Genomic DNA, 6,659 nt, shown 5'->3' with positions numbered 1-6,659 from the left:
GCGCTCATTCTTGCGCGTCTGAAGGCAGTTTGCAAGCCCAGCGCTTGCGTCGTGATAGCGTTGTCGAACGGCCTGATTCTGTTGTGAAATCATAAAGCAGATTGATGGACTGCTGAGAAGTCGATCGAAATCTATGTGCCACGCGATTACCCAAGTTGGGTCTGACCGCCGACCAGGAGCCTGACGCACATTTTCCGAGGCGACAACCGAATATATTCGCTTGCGAAATTCGAGCCCGTGGATGTGTATTATCCTAGGAGTCTGAATGACCTCTCTTGGCCGTTAGGCGAATGTCCGGATCGGAGCCGGGTCGCGGGGATCGCCGACGCTCCCGCGGGCTCGGCAGCCGACCACCTCAAGTCGTTCCCGCGGGCTGCCGGAGCGGCGACTCCCGACCGAAACCAGACAGATGGCGGTTCTTCACGATTTTAACCAGGAACCGGTTTTTCCGGAGCCGCCAACGTAGCGGCCGTTGTCTTCGACAGCGCCTTGTCATGAAGTGATGCAAATTCTCGTCGCATCTCCGCCTGACACACTTTCCAGAAATTCCCAGAACGGCTCAGCGGGAGCAGTACCTAGATCGATTTGCAGTTCTCCTGGGGCAAGAAAAACGGCGTGAATACACCCAGATAACTCAGCGGTCGGATCGAAATTAGTCTCATCGGGATCGAACCATTTCTCGAACCAGTGCGCGATTGCTTCTTCGATCCTAGGCGAATCATGGCTGACTACCACCGCAGAGCTTCAATCACTAACTCTGTCTCCGCAATCCGACCTTCAATCCTTCCAAAGGTCAGGACCTTATCCGGCTCAAACAGTGTTGCCTCAAGAACGCCTTCATTGCGTACGAAATCGACAACGGCAATTTGTCGAAATGCGTTTGTATCAGGGGGCAATTGAAACTTCATCTCGGGGCCGCCGGCAGAACAAGAAGCCCGATTCACCAGCGCAAAAGCGCGAAATTGCGCCACATAGTGATCTCGGATTTCGATCACCAAATCTTCCACGACCTTGCTCATATCCCAAAGCTATGATGGCGCGCAGTGCATTGTCGAGTGGAGAGTGAGAGCATATCCACTCCCCCCGACAAGGCGATCATTCGGGCCGAATGAAAGGCCTTCCCGAAACGGGAATGGCAGGATTGCACGATTTTAATCCGAAGGCGGCCGTTCCGGACCCGCCCCATGGCGGACGGTAGCTCGGAAGGATAGGGTGGGTTTCACACTGAAGAAGATGCCACCCGATGCGCTTGCCGATCCGAAACTATCTTGAGACGTCACTCACGATTTTTATCGAACCAATCTGCGACCAATATGAAGTCCCTCCCGGTGGGGAAGCCGTTGTCACCCTTGACGATGGACACCCTCATTCCATTGATGTGCACCCAGACAATTGGGTGTCGATATGGAACGAGGGAGATAGCTGGCCGATTGTTGAAATATTCGACAAGCACCAATTTTCGGTTCCGCCAAAGGCTTCGTAAGCGCAACGTTGAAGGGCAGCTAACCACCCTTGCGCGCCAAAATCCCGCCGGATCTTAAGCGCCCCTTTGCGGTCATTATTGCTGCCCGGCATTGGCCGTGGCATGTCATCATGATGCTCGAGCGCTACGAACCTCCTTCGGAATTTCTGAAATCCGTCATAGCGGAGGAAGTGCCGCTGACCGATGGGCCATTTGCTGCTGCAAACCTTGAGAGACTCATAGAATTCACGCGCGACCCTGATCGCGCAAATCGCGATTGGGCCGTACTGCTTCTAAGCCAAGAGGGCGGGGACACATCCCCTGTGCGAGATGCCTTGTATCGTGCAGCATCAGACGGGGACGATTGCATCAGGGGCGAAGCGATATTGGGGCTTGCCGGTCTTGATCCCGTCTCCGCGCTTCCATTCGTGCAAGCGGAACTCAGCAGGGGATCAATTACGATCCCTGTACTGGAAGCCGCCAGCATTTGTGCCGACCCTTCATTGATTCCTGATTTGAAAGTATGGGCGGAGCCTTCCGATCAGCCTTACGCAGATAAGTTGGCTGCGGAAGCGTTGGCAGCCTGTGAGCGGGCAGTCCGCTAACCCGACTTAGCTGACCTTCACGTGGCCTCTGCGGTGCCATGAAAGTGGCCGATCGCTGGATTGATCACAATCTGAACGGACGGGCGCTATTCAAGGGGCGGATCAAGACCCTCTACGACCAGAATGCCGGGTGAGCGGACATTGCGACTAGGTAGCTTGCCGTCTAGTCCGCACTGCCGCGCCGCTCAATTCCTTCTATCACGCCCTTTAAAAGGACAAAGCCGATCGGACCTCCCAGCAGGACGGCCAGCGCGGCAAAGCAGTTCGGGTACGAGTACCTGGGCGACGTAGGCCTCGAACCAATCGCCGTTGATGGGACCGTCCAGCACCATTGGCGCGACCATGCCGGTCATGCGCAGAGCGGCGACCAGCGTGGTGGTCTTGCGGTGCCCGTGAGGGAAACCCATCCGCAGTCTCTCGCCTTTGGCGCAGCGGCCATGACTGCGGGTCATGTTGGTGGCGGTCCACGTTTCATCGATGAAAACCAGGCTTCCGGGTTCGAGATCAACCTGCCCCTCGAACCAATCATGCCGTTGCTTCAGGACGTCGGGACGGTCCTGCTCGATTGCATGGCCAGTCTTTTTTTGCGCGTCATGCCCCGACGCACGAAGAACCGATGAAGCCCGGCTACCGAGACGATCAGGTCGGCGCGGGCCAGCGTCACCCGCAGTTCTTCCAGCGAAATGTCCTTCCGCGCCTCCCAGATAGAGAGGACTTCCGCTGCTCGCTCCTCGATCCGGCGTGAACGCACATCACCACCTTGCGGTTTGGCGGCAAAGGCGCCCGTGTCGCGCCGACGCGCATGCCAACGGATCGCCGTCGAGGGGGCAACGCCAAATCGGCTTGCCGCCGCCCGGCAACTCAATCCGTTATCGATCGCTGCCAGAAGCCGAGCGCGCAAATCCATCGAAAGCGGGTGACCCATCCATGCCAGCCTCCTTCACCAGCAGGGATTAGGAATCACAAAACGCCATCGCAGGGAATCCCCATCGATTCATACCGGTCGAAATCCGCTCTAGACCCACCAAGTACGGCAGCGTTGTCCGACATGCACGTGGCGTCGAATCCATGCTCGATAAAAAGGGCGTTGCGACTTCAGGAATGGCGTTTCGGCGCTTGCTTTCGAACTTCCCTGCCACCTCCCTTCGGGATGTGTCTACTTGTGAACTCGGGAAGTGTGGCTCCGTTATCGATGCCATTCACGCTCCGCGCTGGAGCCGTTGCCGAGTGTCCTTGCGTGGTGACGGGCATGCACACACTCTCCATCTGCTTCCACATAAAGTACGCTAGCATATTGTTGCGGGCGCGTGTAGCGGTTCGTGATGAGGGAGGAGAATAGACAACTATGAACATCGCTCGCTGTGAGTTCTGCACCGGAGACGGATTAAGATTGGTCGGCGACATTGGCGGTCACGTCGATGCACCGACGGTCGTTTTGTTGCACGGAGGTGGGCAGACACGACACAGTTGGTCGCGGGCCATGATGCGATTGATTTCCGAAGGGTATCGTGTCGTCAATTTCGATGCGCGCGGACACGGGGACAGCAGTTGGTCAGTGTCGGGCGACTATTCGCTGGCGGCACGTGGGACAGATTTGCAGACCGTTGTAGGGGATGCTCGGCCAGTAGCGCTTGTCGGTGCGTCAATGGGCGGTATGACCAGCTTCTATGCAGTCGGGAACGCGCTCGTTCCGCATGCGACGGCGCTAATTCTTGTCGATATTGTTCTGCGACCGGCAGCGAAGGGCGTCGAGAAAATCCAGAGTTTCATGCGCGGGCATGGAAACGGTTTCGCCGATCTGGAAGAGGCTGCGGCCGCCATTACGGTGTACAATCCCGATCGCGCCGTTCCCCGCGACCCTTCGGGCCTGATGAAGAATCTGCGTCGGCGCGAGGATGGGCGCCTCTATTGGCACTGGGATCCCCGTATGATGGAGGCTCGCCCCAGTGCGGAACCGCCAGCCTGGAGCGAAGACTTGCTGGCCGCAGCGAAAAACGTCCATATTCCGACGTTGCTCGTCCGGGGTGGAAGGAGCGACATTGTTGACGATGCTGGTGTTTCCGAACTGGTGGAACTGGTCCCGCAGACGCAGGTGCACTGCGTTGCAGATGCCGGCCATATGGTGGCTGGGGATCGCAACGATGCTTTCAATGATGCCGTAGTCGAATTTCTGCGCCGGTCCCGCTTCGGTGCGACGTGAGCAAGCCAAGGCGAACGCCGGTTGACATTGATTGCTAGCATATCATAATCAAGCAAACCATAATCAAGCAAACCATAATCAAGCAAACCATAATGAAGCATCTATGGGAGGGGTGGCGAATGGCCACGAAGCCGCGTCATTTACTGGCTCTGCTTGCTGGAGGTTCTATCGCCGCGCTGGCGTCGCCCTCATGGGCGCAGGAAGGTGCGGCGACAGATTCGCCGCCGGAGAACGCTTCGCCTGGGCAAAGCAGCATCAGCGACATCGTAGTAACCGCGCAGCGCCGTGCGGAGCCGCTTCAGAAGGTGCCGATCGCGGTTGCGGCGATCACATCGGACGGGCTCGTCAAGGCGGGCGTCGAGGGGACGACACAGCTTGCGAACGTCACACCGGGTCTGTCGCTGGGCGGGGAACGCAGCACGATCGCGCCTTACTTGCGCGGGGTGGGCTCGAAAAACTCAGCACCGGGCGACGAATCCGGCGTCGCAACATATGTAGTCGGCGTCTACATCGCCGCGCTTTCGGGCGTGAACCTGATCTTCAATAATATCGAGCGGATCGAGGTATTGAAGGGGCCGCAGGGAACGCTGTTCGGCCGTAACGCCACCGGCGGCCTGATTCAGATCATCACAAGGAAGCCGTCGCACGACACGATGCTCGACGCCGAAGTCGGCTATGCGAATTACGATACCTATTCCGCAAAAGCATACGGAACGACCGGGCTGGGCGATAAGCTGGCGGTCGATCTGGCGGCGGTCTACGTAAATCAGGACAAGGGTTACGGCCGCAATTCGGGATCGACACCGGGCGTAGCCGGCAAGCAGGTCAACAAGAAGGAGGAATGGGGCGTCAGGGGCTCGCTGCTGTTCGAACCGAGTGACATCCTGAACTTCCGGCTGACGGGTGATTACACGCATCGTGATTCCGACATCGGCAATGTGCGGATCATCTATCCCGGCACGCGGACGACCGGCGGGTACTCTTTTGACGGTAATCAGTACGGCACAATCAGCAACCTGACTTCGTTCGGCACCTTTAAGCAGTGGGGCGTCTCGCTGGTCGGAGAGCTGGAGATCGGCGAAGCCACGATCAAAAGCACCACCGCCTATCGGGACTACCAGAACGATTCCCGTTACGATCAGGACGCTTCGCCGCTTTCGCTGGTGGATGCGCTGCTGAAGGAATCCACCAAGTCGTTTCAGCAGGAACTGGTGCTGATCGGCACGACGGGGCGGCTCGAATATACCGGCGGGCTGTTTTACTTCCACTCGAAGGCAGCCTTCGAACCGCTCGCTGTCCGCAGCGCGACGGCGGTGCTGAATACCGCGATCTATGACGACGTCACCACCAACAGCTATGCCGCTTTCGTGCAGGGCACCTACAAGCTGACCGATAGCACTCGTTTCACTGCAGGCCTTCGCTACACTCGGGATGAGCGAACGCTCGACGGTGAGACGATCGCGCTGGAAGGGCATCCACGCGGCGCGGGGACGGTCATCGATACCACCGATAACAACCCGACGCGGCCGGTCAGTGCGGCGTTCCCTGAAGGGGCGTTCGCTAACGACGTGGCATTCAAGAAGCTGACCTGGCGTCTTGCACTGGACCACCAGCTCAGCCGCGATGTGCTGCTCTATGCGTCCTACAGCCGGGGGTTCAAGAGCGGCATCTTCAATCTGGGCGGACCTTATTTCCCTCCGGCGCGACCCGAGACGATCGACGCTTACGAAGCGGGCTTTAAATCCGACCTGCTGGGCCGGACTCTGCGGCTCAACATGTCGGGTTTTTATTATAATTATAAGGACCTGCAACTGAACCGCCTGATTGCGGGCGCCAGCTTCATCTACAACGCCGCGCAGGCCCGCATCTACGGTCTCGATGCCGAGGCGATCGTGGTCCCGCCGATTGAAACCGGCAACTTGCAGTTCCGCATGGGCCTCTCGCTGCTGAATACGAAGTATACCGAGTTCAAGGATGCGCGCGTCTACACGCCGCGCTCGGCGGCACCTTTCGGCAATGTCGAGACGATCACCGACGCCTCGGGTAATCAGCTGGTCAATGCGCCTCCGGTAACGATCAATCTGGGTGCGGATTACGAGCGACCCATCGGCGATCTGCAGGCTGGTCTCAGTGCGAACTACCTGTTCAACAGCGGCTTCTACTGGGACCCCGGCAACCGCAAGGACGTGAAGCAGGATGCCTACGGCGTGCTCAACATGCGCGTCAGCCTTGCCGCGCGGGACGATCGGTGGCGGCTGGCGCTCTTCATGAACAACGTGACCGACGCGCGCTATTTCCAGAACGTGACCGTCTCCGGGATCGGCGACAACGCGTTCTACGCGCCGCCGCGCACATACGGGATCACGCTGGGATTCAAGCTGGGTGGATGATG

General features: G+C 58.4%; 4 protein-coding genes and 1 pseudogene. 3 read left to right on the top strand and 2 right to left on the bottom strand.

Translation table 11 applies throughout. The annotated features are described in order from the left end of the window. Positions 1 to 728 precede the first annotated feature (728 nt). Positions 729 to 1,019 (bottom strand): hypothetical protein, encoded by a 291-nt coding sequence (locus tag AC4D6D_RS16430; RefSeq protein ID WP_491328152.1) that lies wholly within the window; start codon positions 1,017 to 1,019, stop codon positions 729 to 731. Positions 1,020 to 1,512: 493 nt separating this feature from the next. Here AC4D6D_RS16430 and AC4D6D_RS16425 point away from each other — a divergent pair, with 493 nt between their 5' ends. Next, positions 1,513 to 2,067, top strand: a complete 555-nt coding sequence (locus AC4D6D_RS16425) for a lyase (RefSeq protein WP_491328151.1) — start codon at positions 1,513 to 1,515, stop codon at positions 2,065 to 2,067. Positions 2,068 to 2,327: 260 nt separating this feature from the next. Here AC4D6D_RS16425 and AC4D6D_RS16420 read toward each other — a convergent pair. Then, positions 2,328 to 2,992: pseudogene (locus tag AC4D6D_RS16420) on the bottom strand (IS630 family transposase); the annotation flags it as partial. Between the two features lie 420 nt (positions 2,993 to 3,412). Between AC4D6D_RS16420 and AC4D6D_RS16415 the strand changes: the two are divergent. Both AC4D6D_RS16415 and AC4D6D_RS16410 read left to right on the top strand, forming a co-directional pair. After that, on the top strand, positions 3,413 to 4,267 hold the full coding sequence (locus tag AC4D6D_RS16415; RefSeq protein WP_491328150.1) for an alpha/beta fold hydrolase: 855 nt from the start codon (positions 3,413 to 3,415) through the stop codon (positions 4,265 to 4,267). Positions 4,268 to 4,386: 119 nt separating this feature from the next. Beyond that, positions 4,387 to 6,657 (top strand): TonB-dependent receptor, encoded by a 2,271-nt coding sequence (locus AC4D6D_RS16410; RefSeq protein ID WP_491328149.1) that lies wholly within the window; start codon positions 4,387 to 4,389, stop codon positions 6,655 to 6,657. The last annotated feature ends 2 nt before the right edge of the window (positions 6,658 to 6,659 follow it).

This window comes from Novosphingobium sp. BF6 (assembly GCF_058273105.1).
Note: the sequence above shows the minus strand (reverse complement) of the source record. Positions and strands in the feature narration are given on the sequence as shown.